The sequence below is a fragment of the Halomicrobium katesii DSM 19301 genome, assembly GCF_000379085.1.
Lineage (GTDB): Archaea > Halobacteriota > Halobacteria > Halobacteriales > Haloarculaceae > Halomicrobium > Halomicrobium katesii.
In genome coordinates this window covers 678,984-696,466 of the sequence record NZ_KB905378.1, presented here as the reverse complement: position 1 = coordinate 696,466, position 17,483 = coordinate 678,984, and the positions used below count along the sequence as shown (strand labels likewise).

Here is a 17,483-nt window from a genome sequence, read left to right as displayed (position 1 = left end):
CCTTTGTGTATGAGCGTCGAGCTACCGTTCGCGCCGGTCGATTCCGTGATCCGGCGGAACGCGGGTGGGTTGCGTGTCAGTGCCGAAGCCGCCGAGGAACTGGCTCGCCGGATCCAGGAGTACGGGGCGCGACTGGCCGCCGACGCCGCCGAGACGGCGACGGCGGACGGACGAAAGACCTTGATGCCCGAGGACTTCGACACCGAGGGCGTCCGAGACAAGGACGAACTGGAGCTGCCGGTCGCGCCGGTCGACCGGATCGCACGGCTCGACATCGACGACAGCTACCGGGTCGCGATGGACGCCCGGGTCGCGCTCGCCGACATCCTCGAAGCGTACGCCGACGACGTGGCGGCGGCCGCCGCGACGCTCGCCCGCCACGCCGACCGGCGGACGATCAAGGCAGGGGACGTCGAGACGTACTTCGAACTGCGGCAGTACTACTGAATGAACTTCGGCTACCGCGAGGTCTGCCTCGACCACGACACGGGTCCGCGCCACCCCGAGAGTGCCGATCGACTCCGGGCGATCAGGCGGGGCCTCGCGGAATACCACGGCGTCGAGTACGTCGCCGCGGGCGACGCCGACGAGGAACTGATCTGCAAGGTCCACGATCCCGACTACGTCGAGGAGATCAAGACGTTCTGCCAGGAGGGTGGGGGCAACTGGGACGCAGACACCGTCGCCGTCGAGGACACCTGGAAGGCCGCACTCGCCAGCGCCGGCCTCGCCGAGTGGGCCGCGCTCTCGGCGCTGGACGGCGACGACGGCCGCGAGACGCCGTTCGCGCTCGGCCGTCCGCCCGGCCACCACGCGGTCGCGGACGACGCGATGGGATTTTGCTTCGTCGACAACGCCGTCGTCGCCGCCCAGTCGGCGCTCGACGACGGTGCCGACGGAGTCGCGATCTTCGACTGGGACGTTCACCACGGCAACGGGACCCAGGACATCTGCTACGACCGCGACGACATCTTCTACGCGTCGATCCACGAAGACGGCCTGTACCCCGGCACCGGCGAGGTCGACGAGACGGGGACCGGTGACGGCGCGATGACGACTCTCAACGTCCCCTACGATCCCGGTGCCGACACCGTCGACTACCTGGCTGCCGTCGACGAGCTGATCGCCCCGGAGATCGAGTCGTTCGATCCCGACCTCCTGCTGGTCAGCGCCGGCTTCGACGCCCATCGCCACGATCCGATCTCCCGGATGCGGGTCTCCTCGGAGGGGTACGGACTCCTCACCCAGCGGATGCGCGACCTCGCCGACCGCTGTGACGCCGGCCTCGGCTTCGTTCTCGAAGGCGGCTACAGCCTCGATACCCTGACCGACAGCCTCACGACCGTCCACGAGGTCTTCGACGGCTACCAGCCCTCACAGCCCGACGGATCGGTCAGCGAGGACGCCCGCGACGTGCTCGACGCTCTGGTCGATCAGGGCTTCGGATCGACGTAGTCTGCGAGTTCGACGCCGAACTCGCCTGCCAGGGACGCGACCGCCTCGCCGACCAGCACCTCGTACTCCGATTCGAGCGCCGACGCGACGTGCGTCCCCAGCGCCACGTTCGACAGCGCGTCGCCTCGCAGGAACGCCGACGCCGTCGCGAACTCGCGGTCACGCTCGACGACGTACCGATCGCCGTCGACGTACGGTCCCGTCGCGTCACCGTCTGCGTACGTCTCGTAGAATCCCTCGGCGTGGTCCCGGACGTGGACCGGCGGCCCCTCGTGGCGCTCGACCGCGGGCCGCTCGGCCACTTCCAGTTCTGCGAGCAAGACGGCCGTCTCGTCTGCGAACGCCGCCGAGCGGAGCACGTCGAACCCGCGCCGATTCAAGGCGCCGGTCACTCCCGACAGCGACCGTTCGAGTTGGGGCCAGAGCTGATCGTCGACGAGATCCGGCGCGTCGAACCGCACCGCGACCGGCGTCGTCCCCCGCCGCTCGAACCACGCCCGGACCGTCTCGGCGTCGACCGGCTCGGACTCGCTGGGCTCGAACAGGTCCGTTCGTGGCTCGGCTGCCAGCTCGCGTGCGTAGTGCTGGAACGTCGCCAGTTGCTCTGTCGACAACACCGCCGCGACGTTTCGCTCCGGGTCCGTGGGATCGATCACGACGAGCGGATCGTCGAAACTCTCCCGCCCGTGGTCGGCCGGATCGAACTCGACCGGCGGCGTCCACGCCGCCGCGGCCTCGACGAGCGGCCGGAACCCGTCGTGTTCGAGCACGAGCAGCTCCGTCAGGTACCCGGAGAACCCCTCCGTCCTGAGGTCGCTGCCGTAGACGCCGATCGCCTTCATGAACTGCTTGCAGACCCGCACGTCCGCGGCCAGCGTCTCGTCGAGCCGCTCTGTGAGATAGCGCGTGTGAAACGGCGTCCGGTCGACCGCAGACTGGATCGCCGCCGCGTCGTCGACGTCGTAACACGGGACCAGATCCACGTCGTACCCGTTGACGGTGCCCTTGACGTAAGGGTGCTCGGCGTACTCCTCGTGGCCCGCCGGCAACACGGTGTGGCCGACCGAGAGCCCGTACTCCTCTAACTCCTCGCGGTCGAGCTCGGGGGAGAAACAGACGAACAGGTCCAGGTCTCGATCGCCCGCCGTCCACGTCCCGCGCGCCGTCGAGCCCACCCGCACGACGTGCGCGCCGACGGGCAACGACGCGATCGCGTCCTCGGCCCGCTCGGTGAGTCTGTCCGCGACCGCCTGCAACTCCGCGCGCTCGTTGTCGCCGGGAGTCACCCGCTCGCGAACCCGCTCGACCACGGCGTCGACCTCGTCGCTCATGCCCCCGGCTTTGCGAGGAGTGCGTGAAAGCGTGTCGATGGACGACGGAAAGCGAAAGTCCTATTTAACAACTCGGGCTATGGTGGGACAGAGCCGCCGTAGCTCAGTTGGTAGAGCACCACGCTGTTAACGTGGTTGTCCCAGGTTCGAGCCCTGGCGGTGGCGCTTCTCTCGGCGCGTATCACGGTAAGCGAAGCGTCAGCGCGCCGAGTGCGTGCCTCGTACAGGGATCGAGCACGCGAGTCCCAGCCCGCACAACGAAGTGAGCAGGACGGTCTTGCACCTGTTCGAGCCCTGGCGGTGGCGCTTCTCCCGTCGTCGACTTCCGAGCCAACCGCACAGTTCCGTCGAGCGGCCCGTGACGAGTGTCTCGCCGCCGCCGCAACGAGACGGTAGAATTTTGTCGGCCGGTGGAATACGAACGTACGAGGGCCCTTAGCTTAGTCTGGTTCAAAGCGATCGGCTCATAACCGATTGAGCGGTGGTTCAAATCCGCCAGGGCCCATCGAGTTCTTCGCCGACGCCGCTCGTCTCGCCGCCGGTTTCGAGACGCTCGTCGACGTACTGTCGAATTTTCTCACGTGATTCCAGCTACTAAAGGGACATCCAGCAACTCGCCGCTGCCGTGCTCTGCCCTGTTCCAGTTATTGTCTGTGATACTCTGGCCACTGTTTTTATTATCCATCACCTCCTCCTTTCAGGTACGGCACCATCCCGGTGCCAGCACCCACCACCCACCCCCACCACCCTTCCTTTCCGTTTTCGACCGTCGAGTGACATCAATACGGTCGGATGCTTTCTACTTCGTCCACGCTACTGGCGGTGCGGAACGTCGCCACACCGAGCAGTGATACCGCGACACGGCGACGGTGTCGTCCGTCCTCCTCTGCAGACTGTCGCCGCGTCGGCGTGACCAGCGTCTCGACGACGTGAAGGCCAACAGTGTCCAGTCGTCTCTCTGTACCATGTGTCCTGGCAACATGGGTCGATACCAATAGAGCTATATACTGGTGTGGTATACCATAACATGTATGGCGACCGCACCGAGTACCGACGACATGATCGACGAGTTCCTGTCCCAGCGCGGTCACGACGTCGAAACGAGCGGCTGGGAAGAAAGCTACAACAAGAAACAGTGTCCGGATTGTGGCGGTCTTCACGACGGGGCGGCCACAGAGTGCTCGGTGTGTGGCTGGGGACCCGCTAACTAACTCCCCAGTAGCACACACGTCCAACTGTCCGTCGTACTGGCGTTTGCCGGCGCGTCTCGTGGCAATGTCCTCCGTAGCAGTGGCTGTCGGTCCGTGAGAGCTCCTGCTGTCACAGCGTGACGAAAGTCGTGCGGTAGTGACCGATGGCAGCCTCACGCAACGTCGACCAGTGGTGTTCGAAGCGTCACCGTCGCTCTCGAACGTCGAAAGGGGGGAGAGAGTTGGGGGGTCAGTTCTGACGGAGTTACGCGTCGTCGAGTGACGCGTGCAGGAACATGCCGATCGCGAGGTGTTGATACACTGCGCGTTCGATGCGGTCTCGAGCAGCGGGGTCGTCGCTGATCGAGTACTGCTTGGTCTGGACGAGCTCGTGCATCTCGAGGAGTCCCTCGGAGTCGAGCTCGTGGAGTCGGGGGTAGACCGTTCCTGGGCTCAACTGGGCGTCGAAACACCGCTCCAGTTCGTCCATCAGCTCTGTGCCGTGCGTTTGATCGGTCGAAGACGCGATCAACGCGAGGAGGATCTCGTCCAGGCTCTCGGTCACGAGACCCTCGTCGATCGCGGCGTCGCCATCGGCGAGGGTCTCGCCGACCGAAGATAGTAGCGTCTCTGGCACGCTGTCAGGGCTCGATCGGTCGGACGACGTCTCGGTGTCGCGCCCGCCGACGAGGGGGGTCAAGCGCTCGTCGGCGCTGGCGTGTCCTGCATCGCCCGTCGGAACGTGACGGAGTTCGTCTTCGGTCATGTGGTCACCCGGAGTCGATCCGCGCTCTGACGTACGGCTGGTCCGTGCATAAGTTCCCACCAGTGTTTTCTGGATCTGAAAGAACCCCGTCGGCTGAAAACGCTTATATGACGAGAGGAGAAGCATCCGGTAGTGAACGACGAGAAGAGCATCGAAGAGATCCTCGACACGATCGGCGACCAGCACGCAAGGCAGGTGTTGGCCGCGATCAGTCGCGAGTCCCAGTCGGCGAAGGAACTCGCCGAGGAGTGCGATATGTCGCTGCCGACGGTGTATCGCCGCATCGAGATGCTCACCGAGTACGAACTGGTGACGGCTCGCACACTCGTCGCCGACGACGGGAACCACTACAAGGTGTACGAGTCGAACTTCGAGTCGACGGTCATCTCGCTAGAAGACGACGAGTACAAGGTCCGGATCTACCGCGAAGAGAACCTCCCAGACCGTTTCAGTCAGCTCTGGGACGAGCTCAATCCCGACTAGGTGGTAGGTAGGATGGTCGATGGAGTCGTGATCGCGAGTGGGGCGTTGGCACTGTTACGGATGGTCGTGTTCGGCCTGACGCTGGGAATCACTCTGATCAGCTTCCAGGCCTACCGAAAGCGTCCCTCCGAACGGCTTCAGGCGGCTTTCGTCGGCTTCGCGTTCATCAGTATGGGGGTTGCGGTTTCGAGTGTCATCACCCAGCTCAGTGTCGGCGACACCGGCGAGGCCACCCGCCTGTTCTTCCAGTTCGCGGAGACGATCCCCTTTATCATCGGCTTCAGCATGCTGTATCTCTCTCTGTACCGGTGACGGTGCCGACTATCCGTGTGCGATCCAGCACAGTCGTGTGAGCAGTGTGTGGCTGCCACGACTGGAACGATCATTATGTAAATCGGCGATACTTATATTAGCGATAACCAGTATGGGTTAGGTTGGGAGAGAGCCCATGCCAAAGTGCCAGAACTGCGGTTCGTTCGTGACCAAAGACTACGTACGCGTGTTCACACCTCAAGAAGACACTGACCCGCGAGTCTGTCCCGACTGCGAGGACATGATCCGTGACGGCGCAGACGTTCGGGAGGCACGGTCTCCCCGACACTCGTAGGACGCCGTCGCTGTCGTCTCCGATCTGTCTTCTCGCGCCGCCAGCGACGCCGAGCACTCACCCCGTAGAAAGCACGTCGTTTATGAGTGAGCGGCCCGTCTCTGTGTGCAATGACTGACACGACCCCGCAGGTGGTCCGGCTGTTCGGCGGTCCGGGGAGCGGGAAGACGACGGCGCTGCTCGACCGCGTCGAAGAACTGTTGTCCGAGGACGACGCCGACGTTCGCAACATTCTGGTCGTCTCGTACACCCGTGCAGCTGCCGCCGAGATCCGCGAGCGACTGGCCGAACGACTCGACATCAACCCACGTTCTCTGAAGGGGAACGTCTGTACGATGCACGCGAAGGCGTACGAACTGCTCGACCTCTCTCGGGGCGACGTGGTCGGCGAGTCCGACAAGGAGGACTTCTGTGACGAGTTCGGGCTGGAGTTCGAAGACGAGTACGAAGGGTCTCGCCGTCGGTCGGCCCGCTCGACGACGCTCGGGAACAAGGTCATCGCTACGAGCCAGTGGCTCCAGCGCACTCGCCGGGACGTTGCCGACTGGTACGACGTGCCCTTCAAGTGGGACGAGGAGGAGGTCCGACTCCCGCCCGAAATTGACGACAATGCCCAGACTGGCAACAAGTATACGCCGACCTGGCCCGGCGACGACGACCGACTCGACGTGCCCGAAGCGATCCGCGCCTGGCGCACCTACAAGGGCGACAACGACCTCACCGGGTTCGCAGACATGCTCGAACGGGTCAAGCAGCGATCGCTGCTGCCCAACGTCGAGTACCTCATCATCGACGAGTTCCAGGACATCACCACCCTCCAGTACGACGTGTACGAGGAGTGGAAACCCCGCATGACGAAGATCCTCATCGCGGGCGACGACGACCAGGTCGTCTACGCCTGGCAGGGCGCAGACCCCGACCTGCTGCTTGAGGAAGATGTCGACGTCGACGAGGTCCTGCCCAACTCCTACCGACTGCCGTCCTCGATTCTCAACGTGGTCAACCGCGAGGTGCGCCACATCGAGAAGCGCCAGGAGAAAGACCTCAACCCGCGCAAGGAGGGCGGCGAGGTGTTGCCGATGTTGAACCCCTCGATGCTCGATCTGGTCCGCGAGATCCGCCGGACCGTCGACGACGACGAGGGGACCGTGATGATCCTCTTTCGGGCGCGGTACCAGATGTTCCAGTTCATGGACGAGTTCATCGGCGAAGGGATCCCCTTCACCTGCCTGACCGACCAGCGGATGTGGACCGACCGGCTCACCGAGTACGTTCGCGGCGTCGAGGCGCTGGACGCCGACGAACCCCTCTCCGTGCTGGAGGGCCGCCGCCTCGCGGACATGCTCGCCGACTCCGCTTTCGGCACCGGCGACCGCGACGACCTGTTCGACGAACTCGACGAGATCGCAGACGCCAGCGAGGAAGACGATCTGGCGGACATCGAGATCGATCCGGACGTGATCCGCGAACACGCACCGTTCGCGCCCGACCCGCGGGCCGCCGCCGACATGCTCCGGAAGGTGACCAACTTCCAGGAGCGGACCGTCGAGGCCTACTTCCACGGGGAGTACGCCGGCATGGACGCCGATCAGGTCCGGCTGGGGACGATCCACTCCGCCAAGGGCCGCGAGGCCGACCACGTCTTCGTCGGCACCGACCTCACCGAGAAGGTCGTCGAACAGATGGCCGCACAGGTCGAGCAAAACGACCGTCACGTGCCGGGCGACGAGGAGTTCACCAAGCACACCGATCCGATCCCGACCCTGACCGACAACGAACGGCGCGTGTTCTACGTCGGCATGAGCCGCGCACGCGAGCGGCTCGTCCTGATGGAGAATCTCGTCGACGGCGCGCCGACGCTCCCCATCGACGTGATCTTGGAGAACGAGCCCAAGCCCGATTCGCCCGAAGAGCTCCTGATCGAGGCTCAGGAACCGCTGCCGACGCCCTGACAGATCCGTTTTCGAGTTCTCTCGTAGTTGAGCGCGACGACTGCTGGCGCGCTGAGGACTAGTCGTCGTCTCGTACGACCCACCCGACCGCTCGCTCAGCCGCGCTACCGGCCACGTCGTCGGGTGTCGTCACGTAGTAGGGGACGAGCACCATCAGCGCAGCGACGGCCAGATAGCCCAGTCCGGCGAGGGTGTCGCCGTCGGCGAGCGTTTGGAGACCGAACAGCCCCACTGACGACGCGAACAGGACCGAGCCGGCGAGGCCGATCAGTTCCAGAATCCCGCGTGGCATGGGCCAGCGTACGCGACCGTCTGGCAAAAGCCGTTCGCTGCGGCCGTTCCATATCCGTTAGCCATAACTCTCTTGTGACGGCTGTTCAAAGCGGTGGTATGTTCACGGGCATCGTCGAGGCGACGGGCGAAGTGCGGGCGGTCGAGGATACAGCGGACGGCCGACGACTCCGGATCGGATCGCCGTTCGAGGAACTGAGCCACGGCCAGTCGATCAGCGTCAGCGGCGCGTGTCTCACCGTCGAGGCGTTCGAACCGGGCGAGTGGTTCTCCGTGTTCCTGGCCGAGGAGACGATCGACCGCACCTTCTTCGACGAAATCGCCGAGGGCGACGAACTGAACCTCGAACGGGCGATGCCGGCGGACGGCCGTTTCGACGGCCACATCGTGCAGGGCCACGTCGACGCGACGGCGACCGTCGAGGAGATCGAGCGCGTCGGCGAGGACTGGCGCTTTACCTTCTCGCTGCCCGCCGACGTGGAGCGCTACGTCGTCGAGAAGGGCTCGATCACCGTCGACGGCATCAGTCTCACCGTCGCCGACCGCTGCGAGGACTCCTTCGCCGTGGCGATCATCCCGACGACCTACGACGTGACGACGCTCTCCGAGAAGTCCCCCGGCGACGCCGCCCACCTGGAAGTCGACGTGATCGCGAAGTACGTCGAGCGGATGGTCTGATCAGGGATCGAACTCTGTCAGTTCCGGTGCGGGCACCTCGTCGGTGTGTGCCCGCTCGTAGGCCCGTTCGTAGGCGTTGAACTTGCCTAGCAGCAACGCGCCGAACACGCCGTCGTAGACGAGGACGAAGCCGAGGAAGGCGACCAGCGGCGAGACGCCGGTGAGCACCGAGACGACGGCCGGGACGACGCCGACCAGCGTGTTGTAGGTGGCGTGGATCAGCGACGCGACGATGAGCCCCTTGATGACGATCGGGCCGGCGTGTTCGCGGTTGAACTTCGCCAGTCCGAGGTAGTAGCCGGCGAACGCCGAGTAGATCACGTGACCCGGACCCGCCAGCGAGCGCAGGAACGTGATCGAGCCGGCCTCCATGACGGCGTTGGCGACGGTCACGCCAGCGTCGGCGTTCTGGGTGATGTACAGCGCGTTCTCGATCGTCGCAAAGCCCAGTCCGGCGACTGCACCGTACACCGCTCCGTCGATGACGGCGTCGAAGCGGTCGCTCCGGTAGGCGACCAGTCGCACCGACAGCAGCTTGACGCCCTCCTCGACCGGGCCGACGACGAGGAAGTAAAAGAGGACGGTGCCGACGATCGACGCCAGAAAGCCCGACCCGATCCCCTGGACTGCGGGGCCGAGGCCACTGTTGGCGATCCCGGCGAAACTGGCGAACAACACTCCGAGAGCGAACGTCGCGACGAGCAACGCCAGTGGCTCTTTGGTCGTCACGTCGGTGTGCCAGGCGTAGGCGGCCAGTGCCAGCGCCGGGACCGCGGACAGCACCGTGAACGCGCCGAGTACCGGATTCGACAGCGCGCCGAGACCGCCCACGAGGAACTGCGAGAGCAAGATCGCGATCGCCGCGAGCACGACGAACCCGCGCAGCGAGTACACCAGCGCGGCGTAGCAGAGCCACGCGACGCGGTCGAGCCACGACCTGACTTCCCACTCTGCAATATCGTAGAGGTCCTGTGAGCCGTCGTCGCGGACCGACACCGGATCGCGGCGGCTGTCTCCCATGTCTCCGGCAAGGGAATCCCCGCACCTAAGCGTTGGTCCGCCGACGACAACGAGAGCTTTTTCGCCCCCAATCGCCTACGGGCGGGCATGACGCTGACCGCTGGCGTGATCGCCGTCCAGGGCGACGTGTCCGAGCACGCGACCGCCATCGAGCGGGCCGCACGAGCCCACGGCGAGGACGCCGAGATCCGCGAGATCCGCCACTCGGGGACCGTCCCGGAGTGTGACGCGTTGCTGCTGCCGGGCGGGGAGTCGACGACGATCTCCCGCCTGCTCCGCGACGAGGGCATCGCCGCCGAGATCGTCGACCACGTCGACGCCGGCAAGCCGATGCTGGCGACCTGTGCCGGCCTGATCGTCGCCTCGACGGACCCACAGGACGACCGCGTCGACGAACTCGACCTGCTCGACGTGACAGTCGAGCGCAACGCCTTCGGCCGCCAGAAAGACAGCTTCGAGGCCCCACTGGACGTGGCCGGCCTCGACGAGCCCTTCCCGGCGGTGTTCATCCGCGCGCCCGTCATCGACGCCGTGGGCGAGGGCGTCGCGGTGCTGGCCGAGTGGGACGGCCGTCCGGTGGCGGTCAAACAGGGCCCCGTCGTCGGGACCTCTTTCCACCCGGAGCTGACAGAGGACTCCCGGCTCCACGATCTGGCGTTCTTCGAGAGTGTGGAAGCTTGAAGTGGGTTGTGACGAGCGCCGTTCTTTCGACTGCAATCAGTCGATAAATAAAAGTCTACAGGCCGTAAACGCCGACGACAGATGACCCGCTCACTGACGCTCGGTACCAGTGTCGTCCTCCTGTTCGCGTCGTTGATGGTCTCAGCCGTGCTCTTCGGAGACCTCCTTCCGAATCACTGGATTGCGTTCGTGTTGCTCCCGATTATCGCTGGCCTGCTGTACTACGGCGCACTCACTGCGTACTACTATCTCTCAAACGACCACCCAGGAGCAGCGTAACGGAGCGATGCTCTCAAGACGCGCGCCCACGCTGAGTTGCATATGACCGATGCCGACGCCGACGTGATTCTCGACGAACTGTTCAGCGTCATCGAGCAGCGCAAGGCCGACCTGCCCGAAGACTCCTACACCGCCTCGCTGTTCACTCACGAGAAAGGCGAGAACGCCGTCCTGGAAAAGCTGGGCGAGGAGACGACGGAACTGATTTTGGCGGCAAAAGACGACGACCACGAGGAGATTGCCCACGAGAGCGCCGACATCGTCTACCACCTGCTGGTGATGCTGGCGATGAAAGATCTGGACGTGAGCGATCTGCGGGACGAACTGGCCGAGCGGCGGTAGGAGCGAGCGCGAGCATTGCGAGCGCTCGTTTTTTCGCCCACGTTTTTGCGCGAGTGGTGCGCACAGCGCACCCGAAGCGGAAAAAGGTGGTAGCGATGTGGACGTGAGCGATCTGCGGGACGAACTGGCGGCTCGTCGGTAGGAGCGAGCGTGAGCCCGACGAGCGGTCGGGAACCGGTCCTCAGTCCTCGACCGGCTCGAACCGATGGCGCACCACGTCGCTCTCGGGGTCCCACTCGAATTCGTCGTGGACGCGTTCGAGGCGGCGCTTGTAGGCTTCGAGGTCGTCCGATCCCTCGCGCCGTGCGTCCTCGTCGGTCAGGTCCCCCAGCGTCCGGTGGGTCACGTCGGTGACCGCGAAGCGCTGGCCGTCGATCACGAAGGTGTCGCCCTCGCTGGCGTAGGCGTGACCGCGGTGCATCTGTGTGACCGTCCCGTCGGCGGCCATCTGCTGGACGTGCTCGTTGGGGAGGATCTCCCCGGCGTCGATCTCGGCCATACCCGTCGTTGTCTCACGCGATACAAAAGCGGCGTCGAAACGAACGACAATTCCTGATAGTCTACTTTCAGAAATTTTTTGTGAACTGGATTATAACTCCAGCGCAACGATGACGGGGACGGTCGACGGACGACGGTCGATCGAACGGTGGGATACGATGTTTCGGGCACTCGCGGCCGAGCCGCGCCGACGGGTCGTCGTCGCGCTGGCCGACGCGCGGGCCGACGAGACGCTGGCGCTCCCCGAGGCTGCACACTCGTCGCCGCCACAGCGCGACCGGGACCTGCTACACAGAGAATTCGTACACTCCCACCTGCCGACGCTGGCCGAGGCCGATCTGATCGAGTGGGACCGAGAGCCACTGCGTGTCAGACGCGGACCGCGGTTCGCGGAGGCGGCCGCGCTCGTCGACCTGCTCCACGGTCACGCCGAGGAGCTGCCGTCCTCTCTCCGGCGACACTGTGACTTGCTCACGGAACAGTAGCCCTGGCTTCGGCCCGACGCCGCACCGTCGAGGGCTTCGACGCCGAGATTCGACGGCGCTGGGCACCGACTCTCCGAGACGCGCGCTCGAACGAACGTGCTTTTACGCGCAGGCCGTGTATCCCGGTCCAATGAGCCATCCCTTCGAGGACCTTCCGACGACGCCGACCGCCGAGGAAGTCATCGACAAGGCCTTTTCTCGGGCTGCCCGCGCCGGCAAGGCGAAGACCGGGATCGAGGGCCAGCAGTCGATGCTCCAGACGGCGTCGAACATCGTCTCGGACAACCTCCAGAACGTCGTCACCGCGTGGCCGGACATCGACACGCTCGATCCGTTCTACGTCGAACTCGCCGACGCCGTCATCACGAGCAACGTCGAGGGCGAGGGCGGCATCGACGCCCTTCGACAGCACCTCTCGGAGGTCCAGTGGGCCTCTCGCAAGGCCAAGGACATCCACAGCGAGTACCAGGGTCGGATGACCGGCGACGCCGACACCGCCCGCAAGCTCCGCAAGCAGGCGTTCGCCCGGATGGCGGACATCGTCGAGGAGGTCGAAGACGACCTCGCCGGCATCTCCGCCGCCCGCGACGCCCTGAAGACGCTGCCGGATATCCGCCCCGACGAACCGACCATCGTCGTCGCCGGCTACCCCAACGTCGGCAAGTCGTCGTTCGTTAACCTGGTCACGAACGCCCGCAACGAAACTGCGAGCTACCCCTTCACGACGACACAGATACGCGTCGGCCACGTCGAACGCGACCGCATCCGCTACCAGCTCGTGGACACGCCGGGGCTCCTCGACCGCCCCGAGGCCGAGCGCAACGACATCGAGTCCCAGGCCGTCAGCGCCGTCGAGCACCTCGCCGACGCCGTGCTCGTCTTCCTCGACGCCAGCGGCAACTGCGGCTACCCGATCGCGGTCCAGCTGGAACTGCGCGACGCGCTCGAAGACCGCTTCGACGCGCCCGTCCTGACGGTCGCGAACAAGGCGGATCTCACCCGCGATGTCGAGGCCGACCACTACATGAGCGTCACCGAGGAGGACAACGTCGACGGCGTGCTCGACGCCGCTATCGAGGCCGTCGGCTACGAAATCGAACTCCCCTTCGACGACGAGTAATCGTAAGCCCTTAGCCCTCGCTGCCCTCACACCAAATCGAGGGCCGGTAGCTCAGTTGGCAGAGCGTCTGGCTTTTAACCAGACGGTCGGGGGTTCAAGTCCCTCCCGGCCCGCTTCTGCGACGAACGGACGTGAAGGGCGAAGCGGTCACGTGGGCTTGAACCCTGGAAGGAACGCGCAAGGAGCGAAGCGAGTGAGCATTTGTTCCTCCGGTTCAAGTCTCTCCCCGCCCGTCGCAGTTTGCTGCGAGCGATCTGCGAGCAGCAAATGCGTACGGAGGACTTGCACCCTACCAGTCGCGCGCAGCAGGCGAGCACGTCTGGATCCGGTTCAGGTCCCTCCCGGCCCGTCGCAGTTTGCTGCGAGTACCACGCTGATACGGACAGTTGTAGGAATGTAGCGGTGAGCGTCTACCCCGTGGCGACGCTCACCGGTACGCAACTACAACTGTCCGCATGAGAGGTGTCTCCGAGTCGGAGATCCGACGGCGCGTGCCAGAACCACGAGATTTACCACGGTCAGTGCCGAGGTGGCGAGTATGAACGCACTCACGGAGCGATTCGACGACCTCGCGGAACCGCTCGGGATCGGCACGGGCGTGGTGCTCGTGTTGATCGGACTCGGAACTGTCGCGGGCACGCCGTGGACGACCAACGGGAGTCTGGTGGTGTCGGTGCTACAGATTCTGGGCGTCGTGGCGACGATCGCGCTGGGCGCGGCGCTGGCGTCGCTCAGCTGGAGCGGGCGGTAACGCGAGCGAGAAGCGGTGTTTCTGGCGGCGACTGTTCACAGCGGCGGCCGTGTACCCACATCCGATACTCGGAGAGTAACGCTCACGAAAGAGTGACGGCCGGACGTGTTAGCCCCGGACGGGCAGGTACGCGGTCGAGAGGGCGGTCAGTGCGGCGAGTCCGCTGATGATCGCGATTCCCCACAGACCGTTGAGCCGCGTCTGGAAGCTGTCGCGTTCGTTGTTCGTCTGGACGTACTCGCTGTACTGACTTGCCGGGACCAGCGAGACCGACTCTTCGCCGTGGTAGTTGGCGAAGTACTGCTGGCCGTCGGCGAGCGTGACGTTCCCGCCCTCGGTGAGCTCGACGGCGTTCTCCTCGGAGCTGTCCCATTCGAGGCGGACCTCGCTGGCGGTGACGTTGACGACGGTCGCGTCGTTGCCCTCGTAGGGGAAGGTCTCGCCCACGGAGACGGTCCGGCGCTCGGGTTCGGGCAGGTACTCCGCGAGTGGCTGGATGGTGTCGTTGTTCCGGTAGACGACGTAGTCGGTCCCGTCACGCGTCGCGGTGGTGTTCTCGACCGCGGGGTCGGCCTGCAAGATCGCGCTGACGTTCTGCTGGGCCTCCAGCGTGAACTCGGAGACGCCGGTCTCGTTGGCGACGAGGACCCGGTAGCTCTCGTTTTGATACTCCGTCGTCGAGTTGTGCGAGATCGATCCCGTGCCGACGTAAGAGGCGTTGGTCCAGGTCAGCTCGGAGACGAGCTCGCCGCCACTGCCGTGGCTCCCTCCTTCGCGATTGATCCCGCTGAGCGTGTACTCGGTCTCGCCGATCGCGACCGTCTCGTTGCTCTCGACCATCGTTCCGTCGAGGTCGTACTGTGGCTGGCTGGTCTGCTCGGCGACGCCGATGTAGGCATACGCCCCAGCACCGACGACGAGGAAGAACACGAAGTAAATCGCCGCGGCTCGTCGTTGCATACTTCGACGGTCGGAAGCCGCGACCTATAACGATTTCTTTTCCACGCGCACCACAGCGGTCGTGAACGGCGGGTGGACCGCACTCCGCGGTCGTGCCGTCACTCGACGGTCAGCTCCACGTCGGGCATCGAGAGGAAGGCGGTCTCGTAGCCCTCGTGGCGAGCGACCTGCGGGACCGAATCGACGGTGATCGTCAGCTCGTCGCCGGAGTCGACGCCGTCGACTGCGGTTCCGTAGTGATAGCCAAGTTCGGGATCGATCGCGGCCGACAGCGAGTCGTCCAGGACCGCCTCGCCCTCGCGGGCGAGCGTCGCGGACAGCGACATGGCCGGCAGGACGTAGCGGTTGTACGGCGTCCGGGGGGCGACGGCGAGGTACGGCTCTCCGCCGCGGTCGGTCACTGCCACGACGAGGGTCGCGTCGCCGGTCTCGCCGGTTCCGACGACCTGTCCCGGAAGGTCCTCGCGAGCGGGCGCGACCGAGAGGGGCATCTTCATCTCCATCGGGTCGAGTGCGCCGGGGTCGCCGGCACCGTCCAGTTGCCGGAAGCTGATCTCGTTTCTCCGACTCCGGCTGAACTCCCACTCGAACTCGGCGGTGACCGGCTCTGCGAAGCGATCTGCGAACGCGCCGAGCCGGTCGATCCCGACTCCGCCGGCCTCGACCGTGACGGTGTAGGTGCCGTCCCCGTCGAGCGAGACGTTGTCGCCGTAGTGAAAGCCCATGTTCTGTGAGAGCATGGTCCAGGGCGTGCGCTCGTCGATCGTCTGGCCGTCCCGTTCGATCGTGATCGAGAGCCCGCTCCGGACGGGCAACACCTGTCCGGTGTCGGGATCCCAGACGCTCGCCATCAGGTGGGTGTCGGCGTCACCGGCGGAGACGCGTGCGGTGTCGCCCACGTCCATCGTCCAGAACCGGTGGGCGTAGGAGTACATCAGTCCGATCCGACGGTCGCCCGCGTCGGTCATACCGATCATCTCCATCCCCTCGACGTGTGTCGGGGAGTAGACGGCGTTGGGGCGTTCCTCGACGACCGGCGGCTCGCCGACGGCTTGACTTTCGAGGAGTCCCGAACAGCCGGCCATCGCGGTCGCACCGAGGCCGGCGACGCCACCGAGGAGCGATCGACGCGTGTACTGCGATCTGTCCATACCGGCGCTTGGCACTGGTCCCTCTATAGCGATGTGGTCTGACCGTCGAAGACGCTACGGGCTGGGCCGTGGCAGCGCACGCGACGAGCGCGGCGGGACGAGGTAGTTGCCCCGCCGCTGGACGGTCATGTACTGGAGGATCCCGTTGTTGAGTCGGGTCCCGACGCTCGACCCCTCGCTCACGTCGCTGCCGTTCATCGCCGCTCGCGTCGCGACGAAGTCCGCGACCGACGACTGCAGCGAGAGGAAGTGGACGCCGGCCGCGCCGTCGTCGGTCGAGTCGAAGTCCCGGCGCAACAGGACCGGCGTGTCGTTCTCGTCGCGTGCGCGGGCGCTCTTCTGGGCGTGACCGACGATTCCGTGGCTGCCGGCGTCGGCCTCGATGTCGTCGACGCAGTCGCCGACCTGATTGTCGTCGCCGAGGTTCTCGCCGACGCCCTCGACGCGATCGTCCTCCGCGTGGGCCGGGCAGAACATCTTCGCGACACGCTGGGAGCGACTGTCCTGATCGTACCACTGGTCCAGATGGAGCCGGATCTTCGAGAGGTGCTGGGTCGTCCCACCGGCGAAGGGGCCGCTCTCGATCGCGACGCCGTCCTCGCTGGCCTGATTCTTCTCGAAGCCGGACTCGAAGCCCATGAACAGCGGTGCGTCCTCGTCGACGGGCTCGTCGTCCGGAATCCCGTCCACGTCTTGGTTCTCCGCGGGGAGGCCGTCGCCGACGAACCCGGTCCGCTTGTCCACGCGGTCGAAGACCTCGCCGAAGCCGGACACGTCGACGCCGTTGAGCGTCGCCCGTTCGCCCATCAGGGCCTGTTCGGCCCCCAAGACGACGCTGCCGTAGTCGCTGGCGAGGTGTATCATCGCGTCTGGTTCGTCCAGCTCCGGGTCTTCGAACGGGGCCAGTGCCGCTGGCGCTGGCAGCGCAACGCCGTCGAGGTCGGCGTCGTATCGGTCGAAGTACGCGGGGGCATAGCCCGCGGTAAAGAGCAGTCCCTCGTTGCTCCACGGGTAGGCTCGTTCGAGCGAGCGGAACGCCGCTTCGACGGCCTCGCGCGCGTCGTCGTCGGGAACGCCGGTCTCACTGTACTCGACGAGCAAGAGGGCGTGGTGACGGGGGATTCGGACGTTTCCGTGGTCGTCTCGTGGCAACGCCTCGTTCCAGGCGTGCTGGCGGTCGGGGACGGACGAGGGATCTCCGGTCGCCAGGTCCGGAGACTCTCGTTCGAGACAGGCCGACAGCGCGGCCGACCCGCCGATAGCCACGGCCGCCTTGACGAACTCGCGCCGTGAGACACCGCGCTGGGTGGGTTGCATCGGCGGTCCTAGGCACGCCGTTACAAATATCCTTCTGGTCTCTCGTCGACCGTCGGATGCCGTCTCGAAGTGTTAACTGCAACTCGTCATTTCATAACGGACGCTAATCCTCGGCGGCCGGAATAT

The 17,483-nt window shown here is 65.4% G+C and carries 22 protein-coding genes and 3 tRNA genes; 17 read left to right on the top strand and 8 right to left on the bottom strand.

Features of this window, described 5'->3' with window-relative positions; genetic code table 11:
* Positions 1-9 precede the first annotated feature (9 nt).
* Positions 10-447, top strand: a complete 438-nt coding sequence (locus HALKA_RS0103605; protein ID WP_018256705.1) for a histone — start codon at positions 10-12, stop codon at positions 445-447.
* A complete protein-coding gene (locus tag HALKA_RS0103600) occupies positions 448-1,455 on the top strand; it encodes a histone deacetylase family protein (RefSeq protein WP_018256704.1) in 1,008 nt (335 codons plus the stop codon).
* Here HALKA_RS0103600 and cca read toward each other — a convergent pair.
* Complete coding sequence (cca, locus tag HALKA_RS0103595) at positions 1,434-2,786, bottom strand: CCA tRNA nucleotidyltransferase (RefSeq protein WP_018256703.1); 1,353 nt, start codon at positions 2,784-2,786, stop codon at positions 1,434-1,436. The two genes, HALKA_RS0103600 and cca, sit on opposite strands and share 22 nt — an antisense overlap.
* A 92-nt stretch (positions 2,787-2,878) precedes the next feature.
* On the opposite strand from cca, the gene HALKA_RS0103590 reads away from it, so the two are divergent.
* From HALKA_RS0103590 to HALKA_RS0103580, 3 genes are all read left to right on the top strand, one after another.
* A tRNA-Asn gene (locus HALKA_RS0103590) sits at positions 2,879-2,951 on the top strand.
* Positions 2,952-3,215: 264 nt separating this feature from the next.
* A tRNA-Ile gene (locus HALKA_RS0103585) sits at positions 3,216-3,291 on the top strand.
* Positions 3,292-3,817: 526 nt separating this feature from the next.
* Positions 3,818-3,997: an HVO_0416 family zinc finger protein gene (locus tag HALKA_RS0103580; RefSeq protein ID WP_012808088.1), complete on the top strand. Its 180-nt coding sequence runs from the start codon at positions 3,818-3,820 to the stop codon at positions 3,995-3,997.
* A gap of 244 nt (positions 3,998-4,241) precedes the next feature.
* Here the strand turns inward: HALKA_RS0103580 and HALKA_RS0103575 are convergent, their stop codons facing one another.
* Positions 4,242-4,742: a PadR family transcriptional regulator gene (locus tag HALKA_RS0103575; protein ID WP_018256702.1), complete on the bottom strand. Its 501-nt coding sequence runs from the start codon at positions 4,740-4,742 to the stop codon at positions 4,242-4,244.
* A 132-nt stretch (positions 4,743-4,874) separates the two neighbouring features.
* Here HALKA_RS0103575 and HALKA_RS0103570 point away from each other — a divergent pair, with 132 nt between their 5' ends.
* From HALKA_RS0103570 to HALKA_RS0103560, 4 genes are all read left to right on the top strand, one after another.
* Positions 4,875-5,225, top strand: coding sequence for an ArsR/SmtB family transcription factor (locus HALKA_RS0103570; protein ID WP_012808086.1), 351 nt, complete (start codon positions 4,875-4,877; stop codon positions 5,223-5,225).
* 12 nt (positions 5,226-5,237) lie between these two features.
* Positions 5,238-5,537, top strand: coding sequence for a DUF7521 family protein (locus HALKA_RS0103565; protein ID WP_026190137.1), 300 nt, complete (start codon positions 5,238-5,240; stop codon positions 5,535-5,537).
* A 136-nt stretch (positions 5,538-5,673) separates the two neighbouring features.
* A complete protein-coding gene (locus tag HALKA_RS22430) occupies positions 5,674-5,832 on the top strand; it encodes a DUF7563 family protein (protein ID WP_012808084.1) in 159 nt (52 codons plus the stop codon).
* Between the two features lie 110 nt (positions 5,833-5,942).
* The gene (locus HALKA_RS0103560; protein WP_018256700.1) at positions 5,943-7,784 is read left to right on the top strand and encodes a UvrD-helicase domain-containing protein; all 1,842 of its coding nucleotides are present in this window, start codon (positions 5,943-5,945) and stop codon (positions 7,782-7,784) included.
* A 58-nt stretch (positions 7,785-7,842) separates the two neighbouring features.
* Here HALKA_RS0103560 and HALKA_RS0103555 read toward each other — a convergent pair whose 3' ends face one another.
* Positions 7,843-8,076: a DUF7533 family protein gene (locus HALKA_RS0103555; RefSeq protein ID WP_018256699.1), complete on the bottom strand. Its 234-nt coding sequence runs from the start codon at positions 8,074-8,076 to the stop codon at positions 7,843-7,845.
* A 98-nt stretch (positions 8,077-8,174) separates the two neighbouring features.
* Here HALKA_RS0103555 and HALKA_RS0103550 point away from each other — a divergent pair, with 98 nt between their 5' ends.
* On the top strand, positions 8,175-8,753 hold the full coding sequence (locus HALKA_RS0103550; RefSeq protein ID WP_018256698.1) for a riboflavin synthase: 579 nt from the start codon (positions 8,175-8,177) through the stop codon (positions 8,751-8,753).
* Here the strand turns inward: HALKA_RS0103550 and HALKA_RS0103545 are convergent, their stop codons facing one another.
* On the bottom strand, positions 8,754-9,773 hold the full coding sequence (locus tag HALKA_RS0103545) for a PrsW family intramembrane metalloprotease (RefSeq protein ID WP_018256697.1): 1,020 nt from the start codon (positions 9,771-9,773) through the stop codon (positions 8,754-8,756).
* Between the two features lie 87 nt (positions 9,774-9,860).
* Between HALKA_RS0103545 and pdxT the strand changes: the two genes are divergently transcribed.
* From pdxT to hisE, 3 genes are all read left to right on the top strand, one after another.
* Entirely contained in the window at positions 9,861-10,454 is a 594-nt protein-coding gene (gene pdxT, locus HALKA_RS0103540; RefSeq protein WP_018256696.1) for a pyridoxal 5'-phosphate synthase glutaminase subunit PdxT, read from the top strand.
* A gap of 81 nt (positions 10,455-10,535) precedes the next feature.
* Positions 10,536-10,733, top strand: coding sequence for a hypothetical protein (locus HALKA_RS0103535; protein WP_018256695.1), 198 nt, complete (start codon positions 10,536-10,538; stop codon positions 10,731-10,733).
* Positions 10,734-10,775: 42 nt separating this feature from the next.
* Entirely contained in the window at positions 10,776-11,075 is a 300-nt protein-coding gene (gene hisE / locus HALKA_RS0103530; protein WP_018256694.1) for a phosphoribosyl-ATP diphosphatase, read from the top strand.
* 181 nt (positions 11,076-11,256) lie between these two features.
* On the opposite strand, the gene HALKA_RS0103525 is transcribed toward hisE, so the two are convergent.
* Positions 11,257-11,574: an ASCH domain-containing protein gene (locus HALKA_RS0103525; RefSeq protein ID WP_018256693.1), complete on the bottom strand. Its 318-nt coding sequence runs from the start codon at positions 11,572-11,574 to the stop codon at positions 11,257-11,259.
* Between the two features lie 109 nt (positions 11,575-11,683).
* On the opposite strand from HALKA_RS0103525, the gene HALKA_RS0103520 reads away from it, so the two are divergent.
* The 4 genes from HALKA_RS0103520 (at position 11,684) to HALKA_RS0103505 (ending at position 13,929) form a co-directional block, all read left to right on the top strand.
* Positions 11,684-12,058, top strand: coding sequence for a DUF7344 domain-containing protein (locus HALKA_RS0103520; RefSeq protein WP_018256692.1), 375 nt, complete (start codon positions 11,684-11,686; stop codon positions 12,056-12,058).
* 130 nt (positions 12,059-12,188) lie between these two features.
* A complete protein-coding gene (locus HALKA_RS0103515; protein ID WP_018256691.1) occupies positions 12,189-13,178 on the top strand; it encodes an NOG1 family protein in 990 nt (329 codons plus the stop codon).
* Between the two features lie 40 nt (positions 13,179-13,218).
* Positions 13,219-13,291: transfer RNA gene (locus HALKA_RS0103510), tRNA-Lys, on the top strand.
* 425 nt (positions 13,292-13,716) lie between these two features.
* Positions 13,717-13,929, top strand: coding sequence for a DUF8123 family protein (locus tag HALKA_RS0103505; RefSeq protein ID WP_012808072.1), 213 nt, complete (start codon positions 13,717-13,719; stop codon positions 13,927-13,929).
* A gap of 108 nt (positions 13,930-14,037) precedes the next feature.
* Here HALKA_RS0103505 and HALKA_RS0103500 read toward each other — a convergent pair whose 3' ends face one another.
* The 3 genes from HALKA_RS0103500 to HALKA_RS0103490 all read right to left on the bottom strand — a co-directional run bounded on the left by HALKA_RS0103500 (position 14,038) and on the right by HALKA_RS0103490 (position 17,357).
* Positions 14,038-14,889 carry a DUF8231 family protein gene (locus tag HALKA_RS0103500; protein WP_018256690.1) on the bottom strand — a complete coding sequence of 284 codons (852 nt, stop codon included), beginning with the start codon at positions 14,887-14,889 and terminating at the stop codon, positions 14,038-14,040.
* Between the two features lie 98 nt (positions 14,890-14,987).
* The gene (locus HALKA_RS0103495; protein WP_018256689.1) at positions 14,988-16,040 is read right to left on the bottom strand and encodes an iron transporter; all 1,053 of its coding nucleotides are present in this window, start codon (positions 16,038-16,040) and stop codon (positions 14,988-14,990) included.
* 54 nt (positions 16,041-16,094) lie between these two features.
* Complete coding sequence (locus HALKA_RS0103490) at positions 16,095-17,357, bottom strand: DUF7405 family protein (protein WP_018256688.1); 1,263 nt, start codon at positions 17,355-17,357, stop codon at positions 16,095-16,097.
* Between the last annotated feature and the right edge of the window lie 126 nt (positions 17,358-17,483).

What these genes read in the sequence shown, in the direction of transcription:
- HALKA_RS0103495 (WP_018256689.1), bottom strand. Translation starts at nt 16,040, where the DNA reads ATGGACAGATCGCAGTACACGCGTCGATCGCTCCTCGGTGGCGTCGCC.
- HALKA_RS0103545 (WP_018256697.1), bottom strand. Translation starts at nt 9,773, where the DNA reads ATGGGAGACAGCCGCCGCGATCCGGTGTCGGTCCGCGACGACGGCTCA.
- HALKA_RS0103555 (WP_018256699.1), bottom strand. Translation starts at nt 8,076, where the DNA reads ATGCCACGCGGGATTCTGGAACTGATCGGCCTCGCCGGCTCGGTCCTG.
- HALKA_RS0103535 (WP_018256695.1), top strand. Translation starts at nt 10,536, where the DNA reads ATGACCCGCTCACTGACGCTCGGTACCAGTGTCGTCCTCCTGTTCGCG.
- pdxT (WP_018256696.1), top strand. Translation starts at nt 9,861, where the DNA reads ATGACGCTGACCGCTGGCGTGATCGCCGTCCAGGGCGACGTGTCCGAG.
- HALKA_RS22430 (WP_012808084.1), top strand. Translation starts at nt 5,674, where the DNA reads ATGCCAAAGTGCCAGAACTGCGGTTCGTTCGTGACCAAAGACTACGTA.
- HALKA_RS0103565 (WP_026190137.1), top strand. Translation starts at nt 5,238, where the DNA reads ATGGTCGATGGAGTCGTGATCGCGAGTGGGGCGTTGGCACTGTTACGG.
- HALKA_RS0103605 (WP_018256705.1), top strand. Translation starts at nt 10, where the DNA reads ATGAGCGTCGAGCTACCGTTCGCGCCGGTCGATTCCGTGATCCGGCGG.
- HALKA_RS0103560 (WP_018256700.1), top strand. Translation starts at nt 5,943, where the DNA reads ATGACTGACACGACCCCGCAGGTGGTCCGGCTGTTCGGCGGTCCGGGG.
- cca (WP_018256703.1), bottom strand. Translation starts at nt 2,786, where the DNA reads ATGAGCGACGAGGTCGACGCCGTGGTCGAGCGGGTTCGCGAGCGGGTG.
- HALKA_RS0103500 (WP_018256690.1), bottom strand. Translation starts at nt 14,889, where the DNA reads ATGCAACGACGAGCCGCGGCGATTTACTTCGTGTTCTTCCTCGTCGTC.
- HALKA_RS0103505 (WP_012808072.1), top strand. Translation starts at nt 13,717, where the DNA reads ATGAACGCACTCACGGAGCGATTCGACGACCTCGCGGAACCGCTCGGG.
- hisE (WP_018256694.1), top strand. Translation starts at nt 10,776, where the DNA reads ATGACCGATGCCGACGCCGACGTGATTCTCGACGAACTGTTCAGCGTC.
- HALKA_RS0103550 (WP_018256698.1), top strand. Translation starts at nt 8,175, where the DNA reads ATGTTCACGGGCATCGTCGAGGCGACGGGCGAAGTGCGGGCGGTCGAG.
- HALKA_RS0103525 (WP_018256693.1), bottom strand. Translation starts at nt 11,574, where the DNA reads ATGGCCGAGATCGACGCCGGGGAGATCCTCCCCAACGAGCACGTCCAG.
- HALKA_RS0103575 (WP_018256702.1), bottom strand. Translation starts at nt 4,742, where the DNA reads ATGACCGAAGACGAACTCCGTCACGTTCCGACGGGCGATGCAGGACAC.
- HALKA_RS0103520 (WP_018256692.1), top strand. Translation starts at nt 11,684, where the DNA reads ATGACGGGGACGGTCGACGGACGACGGTCGATCGAACGGTGGGATACG.
- HALKA_RS0103515 (WP_018256691.1), top strand. Translation starts at nt 12,189, where the DNA reads ATGAGCCATCCCTTCGAGGACCTTCCGACGACGCCGACCGCCGAGGAA.
- HALKA_RS0103580 (WP_012808088.1), top strand. Translation starts at nt 3,818, where the DNA reads ATGGCGACCGCACCGAGTACCGACGACATGATCGACGAGTTCCTGTCC.
- HALKA_RS0103490 (WP_018256688.1), bottom strand. Translation starts at nt 17,357, where the DNA reads ATGCAACCCACCCAGCGCGGTGTCTCACGGCGCGAGTTCGTCAAGGCG.
- HALKA_RS0103600 (WP_018256704.1), top strand. Translation starts at nt 448, where the DNA reads ATGAACTTCGGCTACCGCGAGGTCTGCCTCGACCACGACACGGGTCCG.